The organism is Mycobacterium szulgai (assembly GCF_002116635.1).
In the GTDB taxonomy this organism is placed as follows: domain Bacteria; phylum Actinomycetota; class Actinomycetes; order Mycobacteriales; family Mycobacteriaceae; genus Mycobacterium; species Mycobacterium szulgai.
This window is the reverse complement of the sequence record NZ_LQPW01000132.1, coordinates 75,052-95,305: the sequence shown is the minus strand read 5'-3', so window position 1 is coordinate 95,305 and position 20,254 is coordinate 75,052. Positions and strand designations below refer to the sequence as shown.

Below are 20,254 nucleotides of genomic sequence, written 5' to 3'. Positions count from 1 at the left end.
GCCATTCTAGGGTGCTCAACTTCGTCAATATTGGGCTCAAAGGCGTCAAGGGATCGTAAGGAAAGCGCCATTGCAGGGCCCCCGGGCGCAGCTTGGGAGCATGACATTGCTGGACATGCTCCCTTCCATCGGCCACGCCGCCCCCCGGCGGTTTGACCCCGCGATCTGGCCAATCACCACCCGTTCCGACGACGAGGGCCGGCTCTGCGTCGGCGATGTCACGCTCACCGATATCGCCGACGAGTTCGGCACCCCAACCTACGTGCTGGACGAGTGTGACTTCCGGCACCGTGCCCGCCGCTACCGCCGGGCACTGCGCGATGGCGAGGTTATCTACGCCGGAAAGTCGCTGCTGACCACCGCCGTGGCGCGGTGGGCGCGCGACGAGGGGCTGGGCGTCGACGTGTGCTCACCCGCAGAACTGGCCATCGCCCTTGCCGGTGGCGTCGACCCGGCCCGCATCATCCTGCACGGGAACGCGAAATCACCCGACGAACTGCGCGATGCGGTGGCCGTCGGGGTCGGGCGCATCGTGCTGGATTCGTCAATGGAGATCGCCTACCTGGCCGGCCTGGCCCGCCGCCGGCAGCGGGTGCTGGTCCGGGTGACCCCGGACATCGACATCCACGGCCATCGCGCGGTGACTACCGGGATCAGCGATCAGAAGTTCGGGTTCACTCTGGCCGCCGGCCATGCCGCCGACGCGGTGAAGCGGGTGCTGGCACACCCGATCCTCGACCTGATCGGGCTGCATTGCCATATCGGCTCGCAGGTCAGCGACCCGGCTCTATACGCCGAGGCGATTCACCGGATGATCGCCGCCATGGCCGACATCCGCCGCCGGCATGGCGTCATTCTCACCGAACTCAACATCGGCGGCGGACATGCCGTCCCGTACGTGCGCGGTGACGCCGAACTGAACCCAGACGAGCTGGCCCGCGTCCTCGAAGATGCGCTGGACGAGGCGTGTGCGGCCGAGCAATTCCCGCGGCCGGCCGTCGTCGTCGAGCCCGGCCGGGCCATCAGCGCGCGCGCCGGCGTCACGCTGTACCGCGTGCATTCGGTGAAGGCGCGGCCAGGTGGGCGCACCTTCGTCGCAGTCGACGGCGGCATGAGCGACAACCCTCGCGTCGCGCTCTATGGTGCGCAGTACACCGTCGCGCTGGCCAACCGGCACTCCCTCGGGGTGAAAAAGGTGGTCACGGTGGCGGGCCGGCACTGCGAGGCCGGCGACGAGATCGCCCGGGACATCGAGCTACCGGCCGACATCCATCCCGGCGATCTGCTGGCCGTGGCCTGCACCGGCGCCTATCACCACAACATGGCGTCGAACTACAACATGGTCGGCCGGCCGCCGCTGGTGGCGGTCAAGGATGGCCGGGTCCGCGAACTGGTTCGCCGTGAGACGGTCGCCGATCTGCTGGCGCGCGACTGCGGCTAACCCCCTACCAGGGCATCGTGCGCCACGAGTAGAAGGCGCCGGTACCGATGTCGTGGACACCGTAGGAATCCCAGTAGTAGTCGTGGCAGACACTGCCGTCCCATGGGACCGGCCGGCCGGCAGGGTTGGGGTCGCCCGGACACCAGGTTGTGCACGCTTGTAAACGAGGGCAGTTGCCCTGATCAGCTGTCGCCGAAGGTGCGGCCACCAACGCCAGCGCGGCAATTCCTGCCGCCATGATGGGGACCGTGCGTCGAATTGGGTTCATGACGAGAAGTGCACCCCGCGCGCGTCGCTACCGATCACAACTATTCGTCCTGCAGCCGCGGATCGGCTTCCAGGTGCGTGAGACCGTTCCACATCAGGTTGACCAGATGCGCGGCCACTACTTCCTTCTTGGGTTCACGCGTATCGAGCCACCACTGCGCCGTCATCGACACCGAGCCCACCAAGGCCTGGGCGTACAGCGGGGCCAGATCCGGATCCAGGCCACGGCGGGCGAAGTCGCCGGCCAAGATCGACGCGACCTGGCTGACGGCGTCGTTGAGCAGGCTGGAGTAGGTGCCGGAACTGATCGATGCCGGCGAGTCGCGGATCATGATGCGGAAGCCGTCGGTGCGTTCCTCGACGTAGGTGAGCAGTGCCAGCGCGACCCGCTCGACACGCACCCGGGACCGGTTATTGGTCAGCGAGGAAGTGATGCCATCCAGCAGTGCCGACATCTCCCGGTCGACGACCACGGCGTACAAACCTTCCTTACCGCCGAAGTGCTCATAGACAACGGGTTTGGAGACGTTCGCGCGCTGGGCGATCTCCTCTATCGAGGTCCCGTCGTAGCCGCGTTCGGCGAACAGCGAGCGCGCGATGCCGATCAGTTGGTGCCGACGCTCGCTGCCGGTCATTCTGGCGCGCGGGGCCCGCGTTTCCTTCTCCGGGGCTGCCATGCTGATCAGGGTATCTGGGCCGAGCGTGAACTGGTGGCTTCGATCGGGTAGCCACGGAGATCACAGGGCAGTTTCACCGCCCTGAGAGCACACTCAACGCCGGGGCGTCACGATGAACGGGTCGACTAGAGTGCCAAGTGCACTCAATCCGTCGTGGTGTAATCGGCAGCACCTCTGATTTTGGTTCAGATAGTTCAGGTTCGAGTCCTGGCGACGGAGCGTGGCTCTTTGCCGCGAGCGCGCGAGCGGGAAGGACATCGATGACGTTTCGTGGTGATACCGCGGTCCTGGTCCTGGCGGCTGGGCCCGGCACCCGAATGCGGTCAGACACTCCGAAGGTGCTGCACAGTCTCGGCGGGCGCAGCATGCTGTCGCACTCGCTGCACGCGATGACCAAGCTCGCGCCACAGCATCTGGTGGTGGTGCTTGGCCATGATCATCAGCGCATCTCTCCGCTGGTCGCCGAACTCGCCGAATCGCTGGGCCGCACGATCGAAGTTGCGCTGCAGGACCGTCCGCTGGGCACCGGAGATGCGGTGCGGTGCGGGCTGTCGGCGCTACCCGACGACTATGCCGGCATCGTCGTGGTGGCCGCGGGCGACACCCCGCTGCTGGACGCCGACACCCTGGCCGACCTGATTGCCAGCCACAGCGCGGTATCCGCCGCGGTGACCGTACTGACCACCACGCTGGACGACCCACACGGCTACGGCCGCATCCTGCGCACCCAGGACAACGAAGTGATGGCGATCGTCGAGCAGACCGACGCGACAGCCTCACAGCGCGGGATTCGTGAGGTCAACACCGGCGTCTACGCCTTCGCCATCGCCGCTCTGCGCTCGGCGCTGGGCAGGCTGAGCTCCAACAACGCCCAGCAGGAGCTTTACCTCACCGACGTGATTGCGATCCTGCGCCGCGACGGCCAGCCCGTGCATGCCCGTCACATCGACGACAGCGCGGTGGTGGCCGGCGTCAACAACCGCGTGCAGCTGGCCGAGCTGGGTGCCGAACTCAACCGACGGATCGTGGCCGCCCATCAGATGGCCGGGGTCACCGTCATCGATCCGGGAACCACCTGGATCGACGTGGACGTCACCATCGGCCGCGACACTGTGATTCACCCGGGCACCCAGTTGCACGGCAGCACCCGGATCGGCGGCGGGTGTGTGGTCGGCCCGGACACCACGCTGACCGACGTCACCGTCGGCGACGCCGCCTCAGTGGTCCGCACTCACGGCAGCTCATCGGTGATCGGTGACGGCGCCGCCGTCGGCCCGTTCACCTACCTGCGACCGGGAACCGTGCTGGGCGCCGACGGCAAGCTTGGTGCGTTCGTCGAAGCCAAGAATTCCACCATCGGCACCGGCACCAAGGTGCCGCACCTGACCTATGTCGGCGACGCCGACATCGGCGAGCACAGCAACATCGGCGCGTCCAGCGTGTTCGTAAACTACGACGGCACCAACAAGCGGCGCACCACCATCGGCTCGCATGTGCGGACCGGGTCGGACACCATGTTCGTGGCGCCGGTCACTGTCGGCGACGGCGCGTACACCGGTGCCGGCACCGTGGTGCGCGAGGATGTCCCGCCGGGTGCGCTGGCCGTGTCCGCAGGTCCACAGCGCAACATCGAGAACTGGGTACAGCGCAAGCGTCCCGGCACCTCGGCCGCTAAGGCCGCCGAAGCCGCTGAGCAGGCCAGCCGAAAACCCGATACGGAACAGACACCGTGATTTCGTTTACCGGAAACCCGGCTACGATGGGGCGTTCGAATCTCTGTTTTGATCCCTATCTCGATACGGCGAGGGCAGCCCGGTGAGCCACGACTGGACCGATAATCGCAAGAACCTGATGCTCTTCAGCGGCCGTGCCCACCCCGAGCTGGCCGAGCAAGTAGCAAAAGAACTCGATGTGCACGTCACGGCGCAGACCGCGCGGGAATTCGCCAACGGCGAGATCTTCGTGCGCTTCCATGAATCGGTACGCGGCTGCGACGCGTTCGTCCTGCAGTCCTGCCCGATGCCGGTGAACCAGTGGCTGATGGAACAGCTGATCATGATCGACGCGCTGAAGCGGGGCAGCGCCAAGCGGATCACCGCCGTCATGCCGTTCTACCCGTATGCCCGGCAGGACAAGAAGCACCGCGGCCGCGAGCCGATCTCGGCGCGGCTGGTCGCCGACCTGCTCAAGACCGCCGGCGCCGACCGGATCGTGACCGTCGACCTGCACACCGACCAGATCCAGGGTTTCTTCGACGGACCCGTCGACCACATGCGCGGGCAGAACCTGCTGACCGGATACATCAGGGACAACTACCCCGACGGCAACATGGTCGTGGTCTCCCCCGACTCCGGCCGGGTACGTATCGCCGAAAAGTGGGCCGACGCGCTGGGCGGTGTTCCGCTGGCCTTCATTCACAAGACCCGCGACCCGCGGGTGCCCAACCAGGTGGTGTCCAACCGCGTGGTCGGTGAGGTGCAGGGGCGCACGTGCGTGCTGATCGACGACATGATCGACACCGGCGGAACCATCGCCGGCGCGGTGCAACTGTTGCACAACGACGGCGCTGCCGACGTGATCATCGCCGCCACTCACGGGGTGCTGTCCAATCCGGCCGCCGAGCGGCTCGCCGGGTGCGGCGCCCGTGAGGTGATCGTCACCAACACGCTGCCGATCGGCGAGGAGAAGCGTTTCCCGCAGCTCACCGTCTTGTCCATCGCGCCCCTGCTGGCCAGCACTATCCGCGCGGTATTCGAAAACGGCTCAGTCACAGGACTATTCGACGGAGACGCCTAGATGGCTTCCGGTCCCGACGAGCCCGTCATCTATCACAACCCGAAGTGCAGCACCTCGCGCAAGACACTGGACTTGTTGCGGGAGAATGGTTTTGAGCCGACCATCGTCCAGTATCTGAAAACGCCGCCGTCTCGCGACGAACTGGTTCGCATGATCGCCGACGCCGGCATCGATGTACGGACCGCGGTACGCAAACGCGAACCGCTGTATGCCGAACTCGACCTCGCCGACGCGACCGATGACGAACTGCTCGATGCCATGGCCGACCATCCGATCCTGATCGAGCGGCCGTTCGTCGTCACGCCGAAGGGGACGCGGCTGGCTCGGCCGATCGACGCGGTCCGCGAGATTCTGTGAGACGGTTGGCGGCCGTTACGGCGTTGGCGGCGCTTACCGTGACGGTCGCCGGTTGCGGACCGAAAGTTCCTGACTACCAGTCGATCTGGACGACCAGTTCGTCCAGCACCACCGCCCCGTCACCGACCGATAAGCCTGTCCCGCTGTCGAAATATCTGGAAAGCATCGGCGTCACCGGCGAGCCGGTGGCACCGAACGCGCTGACCGACCTCACCGTGTCGATTCCCACGCCGCCGGGTTGGGTGCCGCATGGCGATCCAAAGGCGACGCCGAATGCGGTGATGATCGCCAAGGGCGACAAGTACCCAGCGGCCATGCTGGTGGTGTTCAGGTTGCGCGGGGATTTCAATCCGGCCGACGCGATCAAACACGCCAATGCCGATCTGCCCGAGAACTTCCACCAACTGGACGCCTCGACGGCCGACTTCAACGGCTTTCCTTCGTCGATGGTGCAGGGCAGCTACGACCTCAAGGCCACCCGCATGCACAGCTACAACCGCATCGTGATCGCCACCGGGGCGCCGCCGGCCAACGAGCGATACCTGGTTCAGCTGACCATCACCAGCCTGGCCAACGAGGCGGTCGCGCAGAGCACCGATATCGAGGCGATCATCCGCGGATTCGTCGTCGCAAAGAAGTGATCACAGACATGACTGACTGGACAGCCGCGGATCTGCCCTCGTTCAACGGACGCACGGTCATCATCACCGGAGCCAACAGTGGTCTGGGTGAGGTGACCGCCCGCGAGCTGGCCGGTCGCGGCGCCAAGATCATCATGGCCGTGCGGAACACGGATAAAGGTGCGGCTGCTGCGCAGCGCATCACCGGCGACGTCGAGGTGCGGACCCTCGACCTGCAGGACCTGTCGTCGGTGCGCCGCTTTGCCGACGAGGTCCAGGGCGCGGACATCCTGATCAATAACGCCGGCATCATGGCCGCGCCGTATTCGCTGACCCTCGACGGCTTCGAAAGCCAGATCGGCACAAACCATCTCGGCCATTTCGCGCTCACCAATCTGCTGCTGCCCAAACTCACCGATCGGATCGTCACCGTGTCGTCGATCGCGCATTGGCCGGGCCGGGTCAACCTCGACGACCTCAATTGGAAGAAGCGGCGATACTCGCCCTGGCTGGCGTACAGCCAGTCGAAGCTGGCCAACCTGCTGTTCACCAGCGAGCTGCAACGCCGTCTGGCTGCGGCTGGATCGGCTTTGCGCGCCCTGGCCGCCCACCCCGGCTACTCGCACACCAACCTGCAGGGAGTATCCGGCCGCAAACTCGGCGACGCGATTGTCTCGGCCGCTACCCGGGTAGTGGCCACCGACGCCGATTTCGGCGCCCGGCAAACGTTGTACGCGGCGTCCCAGGATTTGCCGGGCGACGCGTTCGTCGGTCCGAGGTTCGGCTACGTGGGACCCACCCAGCAGGTCGGGCGCAGCCGGCGGGCCAAAAATGCGGCCACCGCCGCCGCACTCTGGGAGCTGTCCGAGCAGCTCACCGGAGTCAAGTTCCCGTTTTGACGTTCACATCGGTCACAGCTGCCCCAGTGGCCCCTGCTCCAGGGTGACACCCTCTTTGCCCGCCTCATAGCGACAAGACCCGCGCCCATGGAACGTTGTCGCTGCGAGTCGGGCAAATCGACTATGTCCCGAGCCTGAGACACCTGGGACTGATGTGACAAGAGGTGCGAAATTTCCCCTGCACCCGGCGCATGCGCTAACCTGACCGGGCGTCACGGCGAGGGTAGCTGGCCACTTCAACACCAGCACCGTTATCGACGGAGACCGACAATTCGTCGCGATCCTGGCCGTGCCCTACACACAGGAGCGAGCGACACACATGGCTAAGTCCACAGTCAACCAGCTGAGCGTCACGGTGCGTACCGAGACCGGTAAGGGCGCCTCCCGGCGCGCCCGGCGCGAGGGCAAGATCCCCGCCGTTCTGTACGGCCACGGCGCCGACCCACAGCACCTCGAGCTGCCCGGGCACGACTTTGCGGCTGTGCTGCGCCACTCGGGCACCAACGCGGTGCTGACCCTGGATATCGCCGGCAAGGAACAGCTGGCATTGACCAAGGCGCTCGATATCCACCCGATCCGGCGCACTATCCAGCATGCGGACCTCTTGGTGGTCCGCCGCGGCGAGAAGGTCGTTGTCGAGGTCAGCGTTGTCGTCGAGGGCGAAGCCGGGCCCGACACCCTGGTCACTCAGGATGCCAACGCCATCGAGATCGAGGCCGAAGCCCTGTCGATTCCCGAGCAGTTGACCGTGTCCGTCGAGGGCGCCGAACCCGGCACCCAGTTCACCGCCGGGCAGATCACCCTGCCGGCCGGCGTCAACCTGATCTCCGACCCCGAACTGCTGGTCGTCAACGTGGTTCAGGCGCCCACCGCGCAGGACCTCGCGCAAGAGGGCGCGGGCGAGGAAGGCGAGGCAGCCGAGGCGCCGGCGGCCGAGGAGTCCGGCGAGTCCGCGGCCGACGCGGCCCAGGGCGAGTCCGAGTAGCCCAATATGGCCGAACCCCTTTTGGTGGTCGGCCTGGGCAACCCCGGAGAGAACTACGCCCGCACCCGGCACAACCTCGGGTTCTTCGTCGCCGACCTGCTGGCCGCCCGGCTAGGCGCAAAGTTCAAGGCGCACAAGCGCTCCGGCGCCGAAGTCGTCACCGGGCGGCTGGCCGGGCACTCGATCGTGCTGGCCAAACCGCGCTGCTACATGAACGAGTCCGGCCGTCAGGTGGGACCGCTGGCGAAGTTCTACTCGGTGGCACCGGCCGACATTATCGTCATCCACGACGAACTGGACCTGGACTTCGGCCGGGTCCGGCTCAAATTCGGCGGCGGCGAAGGCGGCCACAACGGCGTCCGCTCGGTGGCATCGGCGTTGGGTACCAAGGACTTTCAGCGGGTGCGCATCGGGATCGGCCGTCCGCCCGGCCGCAAGGACCCGGCCGCGTTCGTGCTGGAGAACTTCTCGTCAGCAGAGCGCGCCGAGGTGCCCACGATTTGCGAACAGGCTGCTGACGCAACCGAATTGCTCATTGAGCTAGGACTAGAACCCGCGCAGAACCGCGTCCACGCCTGGTAGCGGAACTAGGTGACCAGGGTCAGCGAGTTGGATCGCCGCAGCTTGCCCGACGGCGTCTTCGGAATGGTTCCCGGCCCGAGCACCACGACGTTGCGCGGCCGCACATCAACCTCTTTGACGACCTCGTGGGCCACCTGGTGCTCGATGCGGCGCACCTCGGCGGGGTCCTCGTGGGCGTTCGACTCGACCGCGACGGCGAAGGACTCTCGCGAGTGCCCGGCGTCAAGGCGCACGGCCACTGCACAGCCCGGACGGACACCTTCCACGCGGCCGGCGGCCCGCTCGATGTCGGTCGGGTAGATGTTGCGACCGGCCATGATGATGACGTCCTTGACCCGGCCGCAGACCACGACGTGGCCCTCCTCGGTGAGGTAGCCGAGGTCACCGGTGTCATACCAGCCGTGCTCGTCCTGGGCCGGGATGAAGCCGCCCATGGTCAGGTAGCCCGGTGTGAGCGATTCCCCACGCAGCTCGATGACACCGACGCCACGGGCGGGCATCACGTTGCCCTGCTCGTCGATGATGCGGGCCTCCAGGTCCTGCAGCAGCGGCCCGAGCGTGGCCAGCCGGCGGGTGTTGCCCTTGGTGGCCGGGACGGCCCGGCGCAGGGCGGCCAGCAGATCGGCGTCCACCTCGTCGACGACCAGACCCGAGTTGCACTTGGAGAAGGACACAGCCAGCGTGGTCTCGGCCATGCCGTAGGCCGGCAGGATCGCCGAGGACCGCAGCCCGAACGGCTTGCCCGCGTCCAGCAGGTCCTCGACGTCGGCGGGCTCGACGGGCTCGGCACCCGACAGCGCGAACCGCAGGGTCGACAGGTCGAAGTCACCGGGCTTGGCCTGGCGGCGCAAGCGCTTGGCGAGTAGCGCGTAGGCGAAGTTGGGCGCCGCGGTCATGGTGCCCTTGTACTTGTCGATCAGCTTGGCCCACAGCAGCGTGTCACGCAGGAAGTCCATCGGCGTGACCTTGACCAGCTCCGCACCGAAGAACATCGGAATGGTGAGAAAGCCGACCATGCCCATGTCGTGGAAGCAGGGCAGCCAGCTGACCATGACGTCCTTGTTGACGTCGTATTCGGCGCCGATGAACATCGCCTCGGCATTGGAGTAGATGTTGCGGTGGGTGATCTGGACGGCTTTGGGCGAACCGGTGGAACCCGACGTCAGCTGCATCAGCGCCAAGTCGTCCTCGCCGACCTCGATGGGATCGATCGGGTCGGCCGCCAGCAGATCGCCGACGGTGAGGACCTTGATGCCCTTCTCCTCGAGCACGGGGATGGCCACCAGGAACGGCTCGGAGACGACGACGGCCTTGGCCTCGATCATGCCGATGACGGTCATGGTGTCTTCGGCCCACACGGCCAGGTCGGTGCGTGGGGTGGGCTGGTGCAGCATGGTCAGACTGGCACCGCGCATCCACAGGGCCTGGGCCGTCGGAGCAATCTCCACCGGGAAGCCGGCAAGCACCCCTACCGCGTCACCCAGGCCTATGCCCGCGGCAGCCAGACCACCCGCAATACAGCGAGCGCGCTCGTGGACCTCACCCCAGGTGTGGCGGACGGGCTCGTGGGGTTCACCTGTGACCATGCCCGTTGTCGCCGTACGGGCATTGCGGAACATCTTCTCGGTGAACCTGCTCAAAGCAAACCTCCTCGGTTCCGGGCCTGGGGTCCGGTTTTTCATGTTCCGCCTGCTGTACATAACTTTGCGACAGGCGCGCGCTCACAGTTGGGGAGCGGTTAGGTCTCGGTCCGGTGATGAGAACACCGCGGATTATCTTAAGCAACTCTTAAGTAACTGCCAAACGCACGCGCGATTTGAGGCAGATTTCACAGTTTGGCGATGAGATAGCGGGGCTCAGGCTTCTGACGGCGCCGGTACCACCCGGGCGCCGGGCACCGGCCCGGTCGCCACGCGCACGGTGCGGCACACACCCGCCCCCGACAGCTGCGTGCCCACATCGATCGCCGAGGCCGCCGACGTACACAGAAATGCACACGTGGGACCCGAGCCGGACACAATCCCAGCCAGGGCTCCGGCCTCCACGCCGGCGCGCAGCGCCCGCCGCAGCGTCGGATCCAGGCTCACCGCGGCAGCCTGCATTTCATTACCCAACAGCGGCGCCAACTGCTCGGGATCACCGGCGGCCAACGCGGCCAGCACCGGCCCGGGCTCATCGAGGTGCGGCGGATCACCGGTCTCGCGCAGCCGGTCCAGCTCGGCGAACACCGCCGGAGTGAGCAGGCCACTCTCGGCGAAGGCCAGCACCCAATGGAAGGTGTTGCGGGACAACACGGTCGCCAGCTCCTCGCCGCGACCCGTGCCCAGCGCGGTGCCCCCGTGCAGCGCGAAGGGGACGTCGCTGCCCAGCCGGGCGGCCAGCATCCGCAAGTCGCGGCGGGGCAGGCTGAGCTCCCACAGCGCGTTCATCGCCACCAGTACCGCGGCCGCGTCCGCACTGCCGCCAGCCATCCCGCCCGCCACCGGAATCGATTTGTCGATCAGGATCGACACGTCCGGAGCGCGGCCCACGTGGTCGGCCAACAGCTCGGCCGCCTGCCAGGCCAGGTTGCCTTCGTCGATAGGCAGCTTGTCGGCCCCCTCGCCGACGAGCTCGAGCGACAGCACATCGGCGTTGCGGACGGTCACCTCGTCGACCAGCGAAACCGCATGAAACACCGTCGTCAGCTCGTGATAGCCGTCCTCGCGGCGATCGCCGACGGCCAGGTAGAGGTTGACCTTGCCCGGCACGCGGACGGTGACCGACCCGGTGGGCACCCATAATTCAGCGGTGTTGCCGTCAGATATCACCAGCCACCGCCACCGCAGCAGACTATCGCTGTCACCGGCGAACCACACGCATCAGCTCGCCGAAACGTGCCGCTCGTCGCCGGCACCGTCGGAACGCCGCAGCAGCCGCACAAAGTCGTCGATGGACAGCGTCTCACCGCGCCGGGCGGGGTCGATGCTGGCCGCCAGCAGCCGATTGGCCGACTCGTTGCCCGAGCCTGCCCACTCGGCGAAAGCGTTGCGCGCCGTCTTGCGCCGCTGCGCGAATGCGATGTCCACCAGCTCGAAGACCCGCTTACGGAAGCCGTCGTCGACGGGCCAGGGCGAAGATTCGTACCGGTCGATGCGAACCAACCCGGAGTAGACCCGCGGAATGGGCCAGAACACCGTCGGCGACACGGTGCCGCAACGGCGAACCCGGCCGAAAAACCGCACCTTCACGCTGGGCACGCCGTACTCCTTGCCGCCGGGCTCGGCGGCGAGTCGTTCGGCGACCTCGGCCTGCACCATCACCGTCACGACGCGGATAGAGGGAAACTCGGCCAGCAGATGCAGCAGCGCGGGGACGGCGACGTTGTAGGGCAGGTTGGCCACCACCGCGGTCGGCTCGACGGCCAACTCCGCCTTGCGCAGCGACAGGATGTCGCGATTGAGCACGGTCAGCCGCTGAATTTCGCTGTGCGAGTGTTCAGCCACAGTCTGCGGCAGCCGATCGGCCAGCACCGGGTCGATTTCGACGGCGGTGACGGCAGCGCCGCGATCGAGCAGGGCCAGCGTCAGCGAGCCCAGCCCGGGTCCGACCTCGAGAACGAGGTCGGACCGGCCGATGCCGGCGGCCGCAACCACCCGTCGCACGGTGTTGGCGTCATGGACGAAGTTTTGTCCGAGCGATTTGCGGGGCCGGAAGTCCAGCTCCTTGGCCAGCCGCCTGACCTCGGTACGTCCGAGAAGCCGAATCGTCAGCGGGCACCCGCTCGTCCACTGCATACCGGCCAGGCACCCCAGCCCTGACGCGCACGGGTCACCTCGGCAACCGCAATCTGCTCTTCCCGAGTGGCCAGGTCGGCGCGCGAGGCGTAGCGCAGGCCCCCGTTGGCCTCCCAGGTGCCCTGATCGAACTGCACACCGCCGTAATAGCCGTTGCCGGTGTTGATGGCCCAGTTTCCGCCGGCCTCACAGCCGGCGATCGCGTCCCAGATGTTTCCGTCGTTCACCGGCGGCACCTCGGTACCGGGCTTGGTCCCCACCCGCACCACGGCTTCGCGGGCCGGCGTGATGACGGTGTTGGCGATCGGCAGCCGGCCGACCTCGACACCGTTGACCTGGGCTACGGCGAACGTCACGTCCTGGGTGCCCGGGCTGCCGGCGTCTTCGACGATCTCGCGGCTCATGTTCATGTCCGGGTCCTCGATGCGGCGCGCGTTCGGTGGCAGCGGCAACCGCTCGGTTACCCGCTCGATGCGGTTGCGGGTCACCTGGATCTCCATGCCGTCGACGATCGGCGACGTCGCACTGGGCGTCACCTGGTCACTGTCCAGCAGCGGCACACCTGCGGCGCTCAGCAGCCCCGCGACGTTGGGCGCGGGCAGGTGGACCGTGCGCACCTCACCGCCGTCGTTGATCTGCACCGTCTTGGCGCTGACGACCGGCAGCGCCATCCCGTCCAGCGGCACGCGACTGCCGCGCGAAGCGGCGGCGGGAGCGGTGTCGGTCATCGCGAGCTGGGCCAGCGCCTCGTCCACCGTCGACGCCGTCGTCCACACCTTCTTGGTCCCGTGTCCGTCCAGCGAGATCTCCAACGGGCGGCTGCGCCGCAGCACGATGTTGGCGGCATCGGAAACCACCACATCGGCGGCCGGGTACAGGTCATCCCGCTCGTCGACGGAGAAGCCGTTCTCCTGGACGATGTCGATCACCCGCGACTTCATCGTGGTCACCCGCATCGCGGTCCCGTCGACGGTCAACGTCACGGTCTTGGACGCCGACACCGCATATCCACCGGCGAATGCCAGCGTCAGCAGTAAGGCACCAACCATGAGGCGCAATATCGGTGATTGGGTCTGGTGAAGTTTTGTAATCAGATTCAATGTCCGTGTATCCCGACCTCAGCAAAAACCAGTTACGAATCGATGACCTACTAATCCGAAAATGACAAATGGGCCCTCAGGCCCACCCGTTCGATCACAAGACGGTAACGAATCGGCGAATGCGGAGCAACCCGAACGCGGGTGTATTAGCGCACAGCCTGGGCGATCATAGCAGTGCAGTTCGCACTCCATAGGCCCGGCGCGCATTGCTCGTTGTGATGTTCGCCAAGTCCTCGGGCCGACGATTGAGCAGCTCAGCGAGGGCCCGGACGGTGTAGGGCAGACAATAGGATTCGTTCGCTGCGCCGCGGTAAGGATGCGGAGTCAAAAACGGCGCATCGGTTTCCACCAGAAGTTGCTCGGGCGGTATCAGCGCAACGGCTTCGCGTAGCTCGCGCGCGTTACGGAAGCTGACGGTCCCCGACAGGCTCAGCAACCATCCGGCCGCCACACACTCGCGGGCCATCGCGCTGTCCGAGGAGAAGCAATGAAAGATCACCGTTTCGGGCGCGCCTTCGGCGCGCAGCACGTCGAGCACCTCGCGGTCGGCCTCGCGATTGTGGATCATCAGCGGCTTGCCGGTTCGCTTGGCCAGGTCGATATGCCAGGCGAAAGCCTCGCGCTGCGCGTCGGGCTGCGCGCAACCATCGAGCCGGCCCGGCCAGTACATGTCCATGCCGGTCTCGCCGACGGCAACGACCCGCGGATGGGCCACCAGAGCCTCGATCTCGGCGCGGGCGGCGTCGGTCAGCGCGTCCACCCGCGTCGGGTGCAACGCCACCGCGGCGTACACCCGCGGATTCCACTCGGCGGCCCGCGTCACCCAGCGCGCCGAGTCCAGATCGTCGGCAATCGTAACCACCGCTTCCACGCCTACGGCCGCGGCGCGCTCGACGATGGCAGCCACGTCGTCGGCATCAACGGCGCCGCAGGCATCCAGATGGGTGTGGGCGTCGATCAACGGCGCCAATGGTTCCGGCGGGGGTGGCGGTTGTCTGCGATTGGAGCTCACGCGCACACAATAGGTCGACCCCATAAGGTGGGATCCCAATGAACGCTCTGCAGCCCTATTACGTCACCACCGCGATCGCGTATCCCAACGCGGCGCCGCACGTGGGTCACGCCTACGAATACATCGCCACCGACGCGATTGCCCGGTTCAAGCGGCTCGACGGCTTCGACGTGCGCTTTTTGACCGGAACCGACGAGCACGGCCTCAAGGTCGCCCAAGCGGCAACGGCCGCGGGCGTCCCGACCGCCGAACATGCCCGGCGCAATTCCGATGTGTTCGAGCGCATGCAGAAAGTGCTCAACATCTCCTTCGACCGTTTCATCCGCACCACCGACGCCGACCACCACGAAGCGTCCAAGGACATCTGGCGGCGCATGGCGGCGGCCGGCGATATCTACCTGGACAACTACGCCGGCTGGTATTCGGTGCGCGACGAGCGGTTCTTCGTCGAATCCGAGACCCAACTCCGCGAAGACGGCACCCGGATCGCGATGGAGACCGGCACCCCGGTGACCTGGACCGAGGAGCAGACCTATTTCTTCCGGCTTTCGGCGTATACCGACAAGCTGCTGGCCCACTACAAAAACAACCCCGACTTCATCGCTCCGGAAGCGCGGCGAAACGAGGTCGTCAGCTTCGTCTCCGGCGGACTGGACGATCTGTCGATATCCCGTACCTCATTCGACTGGGGAGTGCAGGTACCCGAGCATTCCGATCACGTCATGTACGTGTGGGTCGATGCGCTCACCAACTACCTGACCGGGGCCGGTTACCCCGACACCGACTCGGATTTATTCCGCCGCTACTGGCCCGCCGATCTGCACATGATCGGCAAGGACATCATCAGGTTTCACGCCGTCTACTGGCCGGCGTTCTTGATGTCAGCTGGAATCGAGTTGCCCCGCAGGGTTTTCGCACACGGCTTCCTGCACAACCGCGGCGAGAAGATGAGCAAGTCGGTGGGCAACACCGTCGACCCGGTTGCGCTGGTCGAGACGTTCGGCGTGGACCAGGTGCGGTACTTCCTGCTGCGCGAGGTCCCGTTCGGCCAGGACGGCAACTACAGCGACGACGCCATCATCACCCGGATCAACACCGACCTCGCCAACGAACTGGGCAACCTGGCCCAGCGGTCGTTGTCGATGGTGAACAAGAACCTGGGCGCGGTGGTGCCCGAACCCGGCGAATTCACCGAGGCCGACACGGCCCTGCTGAGCACAGCCGACGCCTTGCTGGAGCGGGTGCGCGCCAACTTCGAGACCCAAGCGATGCATCTGGCCCTAGAGGCGATTTGGCTGATGCTGGGCGACGCGAACAAGTACTTTTCGGCCGAGCAGCCGTGGGTGTTGCGCAAGAGCGAGTCCGAGGCCGACCAGATCAGGTTCCGCACCGTGCTCTACACCACCTGCGAGGCGGTCCGCATCGCCGCGCTGCTGGTGCAGCCGGTTATGCCGGAGTCGGCCGCAAAGCTGCTCGATCTGCTCGGCCAGCCCGCTGACCAACGGTCATTCGTTGCGCTGAGTCAACGAATTGTTCCGGGCACTGCGCTGCCCTCGCCGACCGGCGTGTTTCCCCGCTACCAGGCACCCGACTAGCCGCCAGTCTGGTTGTCCATCAAGCAGATTCGATGGTGTTGAAAACACTGCTGCGATACCGTTCAAGAACGCGCCGCACCCCGCACCGAGAGCTGCTGGCGGGCGCCAAATAAGCGATTCCGGTAGGCGGGTCTGTGTTATAGGCCATAATCGGGCTGTGGAGCGACGACGAAATCGGCAGCCCAGCCAATCGCCGATGACCACCTTGAAGCAGTTGCCGGCGCTGGTTGTCCTGGAAAGAATTCCGGTCCCCGTCCTGGCCATCGGGCACGACGGCAGCATCTTGTTCACCAACTCCGCGTTCGCCGCGATGGTCGGCTGCGAACCCGAAGAGGTGCTGTCGCTGCGGTTCCATCAGATCTTCCATCAGGCCCCGGCCTCGGAATCGTCGCTGCTCTCATTCGTCCACGCGCTTGCCAACGAGGTCGTCGAACTGGCACACAAGGACGGCTCGGTGGTGCGCGCGCTGATGAGCAGGTCGGCGGTGCGGCGCGCCGACGACCGCTTTGCGTTGGCGACGTTCCAGGATCTGACCGAGCAGCTCTGGGAAGACGGCGGCTAGCCCAGGCAAACCATCAGTTCGGCGGCCGGGTCGTTCTCATTCCCGCGGTATCCAACCGGCGCTAGCCTTTCAGCTACCGGTGGGCATCGCCGCCCGCAATCGACGCACGGGCATGGCGCAACGCTTCGCGGTCCAGGAATTGCCGGAAATACGGCAGCGATGCGTCAGCGACGATACCGGGGAGCAGCAGGCCCCAGATCTGACTCAATCGCGCGCTGAGGTCGTCGGACAGTCCGTCGCCGCTGCGGGTCCCAGACATCGAGATGGACAACAATCGCGTACCTAACATGGCGCCCACGATCGATGCACTGACCACGTCCGGATCGACGTCTTCACGCAGGTCAGCCTCGGTGACGGCCCGGCGGGCCTGGGCGGCCATCGTGTCCACCCATCTTGCGCAGGAGCGGGCTGCCGCATCATTGAATCCGCTTAAGGCAGCAGTCAGTTGCTCGGCGGCGCGGGCCGTCTTGTCCGCAATGAGTATGTTGGCGATCGCAAAAGTACCGTGGATCATGTTCTCCAGGGCGGGCGAGGCCGAACCACAGACACTGTGAAAGGCTCCGATCAATACCTCGGAGCCTTCGTCGATGATGTCGGAAGCCAGCGCTTCCTTGGAATCGAAGTGGTGGTACAGCGCACCCTTCGTCATGCCGGTCCGCTCGATGATCGTGCCCCAGCTGGCCGCGGCGTACCCGACTTCGCTGAACACGTCGATCGCGGCGTCGAGAATCTTTCGTCGGGTCAGCTCGGATCGAACTTGGCGCGCCATCTTTGCTGCACCTCCGACAGTGCCGTCGATCCGCTTAGGCTCTCCAACCTCCGCGTCTCATATTTCCTGGTCAGAGCGTGAGCCTAACAGTCACTGCGCCGCCTTGGGCGAGGCGGAGCTGATCGCCAGCGCGGTACGCCGCCTGATGAATTGCCGGAAGTAATCGCTTCGGCCGGGCTGCAGGAGGCCGCCCAGCAGCAGTGCCCAGCACTTTTCCAGGTCCTGGAGAAAGCGTGCGGGATCGTCCAGATCGCTGGTTTGCCGCAACCCCATATACATGGAAGCGACCAGCCGTCCGACATCCTCGGGCGCACATCCTTCGGCGACATCGCCCTCGGCGATGGCACGCTCGACCACCTCGGCAAGGGATTCGATCCACGCGCCCAGCAATCTCTCCCGCAGCCCGCCGGTGGACCCCACCGACCCGAGCAAATTCGACGCCGCCCTCGACATGTTCTGGGTGATGTCCTGAACGGCCGTGATGTAGCAGAAGTCAATGAGCGTCTCCAGGCCCGAAAGCTGCTTGGCGAGTAGTTCTTCGACAGCTGAGCGGCCGGCGACGATGTGTTGTTCGATGATCGCGACGGCCAGCGCGTGCTTGGAGCGGAAGTGGAAATACATTGCGCCCTTGGTCAATTCGGCCTCGGCGAGGATGTCGTCGAGTCCGACCGCGTAGTAGGGCTTGCCGGAGAATTGGTGGGCTGCCGCGCGCAGGATCTGGTTCCGGGTAGTGTCTGCTCGCCCGTCGGGCGAATCGGTCGTCACCTGACTCGAAGGACTCATGGCATCGATCGAGCAATGCGTCGGGGACCATCGGCGACACGAGGGAGGCCGGTACCGTTGGTCGAGACGATCGCCTTCACGTTCGCGATGCCTTCCTCCAGCAGGACAGGTATTGAGCATTCACCGGGTGTCTCCGCCGGTTCGACGGATTGCAGCGGGCGCAGCATCTGAGATTATCAGCCCTGCGCCTCGACCTGCAGCGTTCCATGCCGTCGCGCCCCAGAACCCGTCTGAGAATACTTGCGGTTGGCTAGCGGCCGATTTCCGTTTTAAACGTATGCATTTGCCCCGAGTCGCATACGCGGCCTACCAATGCGCGCGGCAAGTCGTCAACTGCCGGATGCGTTCTGGTCATCGCGCGGAATGTCCAGTGTGGCAATGGGGTAGAACCCGGAGTCGTCGCGGCCGTCGCGCGCCAACAGCATCGGCGGATAGTTCACCGCGTGCGAGCCGTTGGGCTTGTGCTGTTGCCAATCGATCGCGGCCCGCAGTGTGTAGTGACCCGGCGGCAACCCCTTGAGATCAACCCGGACCGTCTCGGTGGCCGAGGCCGGCGGTGGCTGGTCGGTGCTGCTGGACGTGTCGGGGACCAGACCCTTGAGGTCCACGGTGGACGGCAGCGTCCGAATCGTCTGCCCGGTGAAATCCACCAGCCGGTATCCAGGAACCCATTTCTCGGTAGCGGCCGCAGCACCATAGTTGGTCCAGGTGACCGATATGGTTGCCACCTTGTCCTGTAGTCCCTGGGAGCCGGGACGGGCTTCCACCGAGTATCGGTAACCGGAGGTCGCGTTGGCCTGCGCCCACAGCACGTACAGTTTGGGTTCCATCTGCGACGTGGCGCTCTGGGCGGGAAAGTTGACGCTCGACGTCATCGAGACGTGATACCTGAGGACGTCGTGCAGTCCCTTCTTGTAATAGGCCTCCGGCGTTGTCCCGCTGGGTAATTCGCACCAATGGCTGATCACCGGGGCTGTTCCGAGCCGCTGGCGCAGCGCGCCGACGAGTGCGTCGTTGGTCTGTACGTAATGCGAACTGCTGGATTCGGCCCACGGCGGCAACGGTGCAGCCACCCCCAGGCAGTCCGCGCTGATACCCACCGGCGCGGCCAGTTTCTTCGTCACGTCGTCGGCGAGTAGTTCGCGCATTATTTCCGGGTTGTTGGGGGCCACGACCAACTGGGTGTGGCCGAAGGCGCCGACGTTGGCTGCGACCAGCTGCTGAACCGACGTGGTGGTGATGGTCTGGTCCCGGAACTGGCTGTAATACCCCAGGGCCCTTTCACTTTCGTCCGGCCCGGGGCCGGCGGCGTTGAGCGAATCGCGCGGATAGCCGAGCTGATTTTCACTCAAGTCGCCATACCCGGAGAACTCGAACACGCTGAGCCGCTCGTCACCGTCGTAGCGTCGCCCGAGGGCGGCCAGCAGCTGCCCGAAGTCGTTCAGATAGGTCGGGTCGTTGAAGTTGGGCACCACCTGGGTCACCCCGGCGGCAGCACCGTTCGCCGGCCCCGGGTAGGCGGTGTTGGTGCTGGGAATTGCGCGCTCCCAGTCCGGAATCGCGATGTTGGTGTTGTTCGGATACGAAGCGCTACAGCATGAGCTGTAGGCATACACCCGCAGTGTCAACCGCATGCCGCGCTCGGCGAGCTTATTCAGTGCGTCGTCGATCACGCTGAAGTCGTACTTACGGTCGTCGGGAGCATCCGGCGGGAGGGTGTGCGGATCGGCGGGCTGCAACTGCCGCCACGAAACACGCAAGCTGGCGTCATAGGACGCGGGCCACGCCGGATAGCGCTGCTGCACCCGGGCGCCCTGCGGGAAAAGCGGCTGCATCAGGTACTCGTACTGGCCGCGCAACGGATTCGGGATCTCCTGGGCGGCCGCCGAGATGGCCGGACTGACCATCGCGGTCAACGGGCCGGCCTGGGTCTGGTTGCGGCTGCACCCGATCAGCCCACCGAGCAGTCCGCCCAGCAGCAGGACCACGCACGTGACAACGACAAGGACGTGTTTCCTAATTGTTCGAACCAC

20 protein-coding genes and 1 tRNA gene are annotated in these 20,254 nt (G+C 65.8%); 11 read left to right on the top strand and 10 right to left on the bottom strand.

Features of this window, described 5'->3' with window-relative positions; translation table 11 throughout:
- Positions 1-100: 100 nt before the first annotated feature.
- Positions 101-1,441, top strand: coding sequence for a diaminopimelate decarboxylase (lysA, locus tag AWC27_RS18585; protein WP_085671833.1), 1,341 nt, complete (start codon positions 101-103; stop codon positions 1,439-1,441).
- Positions 1,442-1,445: 4 nt separating this feature from the next.
- On the opposite strand, the gene AWC27_RS18580 is transcribed toward lysA, so the two are convergent.
- Entirely contained in the window at positions 1,446-1,679 is a 234-nt protein-coding gene (locus AWC27_RS18580) for a hypothetical protein (RefSeq protein WP_085671832.1), read from the bottom strand.
- A gap of 70 nt (positions 1,680-1,749) precedes the next feature.
- A complete protein-coding gene (locus AWC27_RS18575) occupies positions 1,750-2,343 on the bottom strand; it encodes a TetR/AcrR family transcriptional regulator (RefSeq protein ID WP_069418729.1) in 594 nt (197 codons plus the stop codon).
- 189 nt (positions 2,344-2,532) lie between these two features.
- On the opposite strand from AWC27_RS18575, the gene AWC27_RS18570 reads away from it, so the two are divergent.
- The 8 genes from AWC27_RS18570 (at position 2,533) to pth (ending at position 8,624) form a co-directional block, all read left to right on the top strand.
- Positions 2,533-2,604: transfer RNA gene (locus AWC27_RS18570), tRNA-Gln, on the top strand.
- Between the two features lie 41 nt (positions 2,605-2,645).
- On the top strand, positions 2,646-4,118 hold the full coding sequence (glmU, locus tag AWC27_RS18565; RefSeq protein ID WP_085671831.1) for a bifunctional UDP-N-acetylglucosamine diphosphorylase/glucosamine-1-phosphate N-acetyltransferase GlmU: 1,473 nt from the start codon (positions 2,646-2,648) through the stop codon (positions 4,116-4,118).
- An 82-nt stretch (positions 4,119-4,200) separates the two neighbouring features.
- Positions 4,201-5,181: a ribose-phosphate diphosphokinase gene (locus AWC27_RS18560; protein WP_085671830.1), complete on the top strand. Its 981-nt coding sequence runs from the start codon at positions 4,201-4,203 to the stop codon at positions 5,179-5,181.
- Positions 5,182-5,538: an arsenate reductase (glutaredoxin) gene (gene arsC / locus AWC27_RS18555; RefSeq protein WP_085671829.1), complete on the top strand. Its 357-nt coding sequence runs from the start codon at positions 5,182-5,184 to the stop codon at positions 5,536-5,538.
- Positions 5,535-6,179, top strand: coding sequence for an LpqN/LpqT family lipoprotein (locus AWC27_RS18550; protein ID WP_085671828.1), 645 nt, complete (start codon positions 5,535-5,537; stop codon positions 6,177-6,179). Before arsC ends, AWC27_RS18550 begins: the two co-directional genes overlap by 4 nt.
- Before the next feature lie 8 nt (positions 6,180-6,187).
- On the top strand, positions 6,188-7,057 hold the full coding sequence (locus tag AWC27_RS18545; RefSeq protein ID WP_085671857.1) for an oxidoreductase: 870 nt from the start codon (positions 6,188-6,190) through the stop codon (positions 7,055-7,057).
- A 319-nt stretch (positions 7,058-7,376) separates the two neighbouring features.
- Complete coding sequence (locus tag AWC27_RS18540) at positions 7,377-8,042, top strand: 50S ribosomal protein L25/general stress protein Ctc (protein ID WP_085671856.1); 666 nt, start codon at positions 7,377-7,379, stop codon at positions 8,040-8,042.
- A 6-nt stretch (positions 8,043-8,048) separates the two neighbouring features.
- Complete coding sequence (pth, locus tag AWC27_RS18535; protein ID WP_085671827.1) at positions 8,049-8,624, top strand: aminoacyl-tRNA hydrolase; 576 nt, start codon at positions 8,049-8,051, stop codon at positions 8,622-8,624.
- Between the two features lie 5 nt (positions 8,625-8,629).
- On the opposite strand, the gene AWC27_RS18530 is transcribed toward pth, so the two are convergent.
- The 5 genes from AWC27_RS18530 to AWC27_RS18505 all read right to left on the bottom strand — a co-directional run bounded on the left by AWC27_RS18530 (position 8,630) and on the right by AWC27_RS18505 (position 14,518).
- Positions 8,630-10,264 carry a fatty acyl-AMP ligase gene (locus AWC27_RS18530; protein ID WP_085671826.1) on the bottom strand — a complete coding sequence of 545 codons (1,635 nt, stop codon included), beginning with the start codon at positions 10,262-10,264 and terminating at the stop codon, positions 8,630-8,632.
- A gap of 216 nt (positions 10,265-10,480) precedes the next feature.
- Positions 10,481-11,437, bottom strand: a complete 957-nt coding sequence (locus tag AWC27_RS18520) for a 4-(cytidine 5'-diphospho)-2-C-methyl-D-erythritol kinase (protein WP_211281669.1) — start codon at positions 11,435-11,437, stop codon at positions 10,481-10,483.
- Positions 11,438-11,485: 48 nt separating this feature from the next.
- Positions 11,486-12,400: a 16S rRNA (adenine(1518)-N(6)/adenine(1519)-N(6))-dimethyltransferase RsmA gene (rsmA, locus tag AWC27_RS18515; RefSeq protein WP_085671825.1), complete on the bottom strand. Its 915-nt coding sequence runs from the start codon at positions 12,398-12,400 to the stop codon at positions 11,486-11,488.
- Entirely contained in the window at positions 12,373-13,500 is a 1,128-nt protein-coding gene (locus AWC27_RS18510; protein WP_211281225.1) for a resuscitation-promoting factor, read from the bottom strand. The genes rsmA and AWC27_RS18510 overlap by 28 nt, the downstream gene beginning before the upstream one ends.
- A 166-nt stretch (positions 13,501-13,666) precedes the next feature.
- Positions 13,667-14,518, bottom strand: coding sequence for a TatD family hydrolase (locus AWC27_RS18505; RefSeq protein ID WP_083112543.1), 852 nt, complete (start codon positions 14,516-14,518; stop codon positions 13,667-13,669).
- Positions 14,519-14,559: 41 nt separating this feature from the next.
- On the opposite strand from AWC27_RS18505, the gene metG reads away from it, so the two are divergent.
- Both metG and AWC27_RS18495 read left to right on the top strand, forming a co-directional pair.
- Positions 14,560-16,107 (top strand): methionine--tRNA ligase, encoded by a 1,548-nt coding sequence (metG, locus tag AWC27_RS18500; protein WP_083112544.1) that lies wholly within the window; start codon positions 14,560-14,562, stop codon positions 16,105-16,107.
- Between the two features lie 196 nt (positions 16,108-16,303).
- Positions 16,304-16,669 carry a PAS domain S-box protein gene (locus tag AWC27_RS18495; protein ID WP_083112455.1) on the top strand — a complete coding sequence of 122 codons (366 nt, stop codon included), beginning with the start codon at positions 16,304-16,306 and terminating at the stop codon, positions 16,667-16,669.
- 73 nt (positions 16,670-16,742) lie between these two features.
- On the opposite strand, the gene AWC27_RS18490 is transcribed toward AWC27_RS18495, so the two are convergent.
- The 3 genes from AWC27_RS18490 to AWC27_RS18480 form a co-directional block, all read right to left on the bottom strand.
- The gene (locus AWC27_RS18490; protein WP_083112456.1) at positions 16,743-17,438 is read right to left on the bottom strand and encodes a TetR/AcrR family transcriptional regulator; all 696 of its coding nucleotides are present in this window, start codon (positions 17,436-17,438) and stop codon (positions 16,743-16,745) included.
- A gap of 90 nt (positions 17,439-17,528) precedes the next feature.
- Positions 17,529-18,203: a TetR/AcrR family transcriptional regulator gene (locus tag AWC27_RS18485; RefSeq protein WP_083112457.1), complete on the bottom strand. Its 675-nt coding sequence runs from the start codon at positions 18,201-18,203 to the stop codon at positions 17,529-17,531.
- Between the two features lie 347 nt (positions 18,204-18,550).
- Entirely contained in the window at positions 18,551-20,254 is a 1,704-nt protein-coding gene (locus AWC27_RS18480; protein WP_085671824.1) for a hypothetical protein, read from the bottom strand.